This is a genomic window from Halomonas sp. SIMBA_159 (assembly GCF_046536035.1).
Taxonomy (GTDB): Bacteria; Pseudomonadota; Gammaproteobacteria; order Pseudomonadales; family Halomonadaceae; genus Vreelandella; species Vreelandella venusta_A.
Map to the genome: position 1 here is coordinate 1 of NZ_JAWJBT010000786.1, position 264 is coordinate 264.

Genomic DNA, 264 nt, shown 5'->3' on the forward strand with positions numbered 1-264 from the left:
GGCGTTGGTCGGCCCGGCGGCGAGCCGCTCGATCAGCGCGTTGCCGTCGGCCGGGATGTCGGTGACGTCGTAGCCGGCCTCCGCCATCGCCTGCAGCAGCAGGATCGTGCCGGCCGGGGTGTCGAGGCCGACGCCGTTGCCCATCCGGGCGTCGCGGTTCGGGTAGTTCGCCAGCACGATGGCGGTGCGCCGCTCCGCCGCCGGCGTGTGCCGCAGCCGCAGCCAGCTCGCGGCCAGGCGCGCCACGAAGCGGATGCGGCTGTC

General features: G+C 75.8%; 1 protein-coding gene. It reads right to left on the reverse strand.

The annotated features are described in order from the left end of the window. The coding region (locus tag R0J87_RS21360; protein ID WP_498888803.1) for a cobaltochelatase subunit CobN at positions 1–264 on the reverse strand (264 nt) is incomplete at both ends.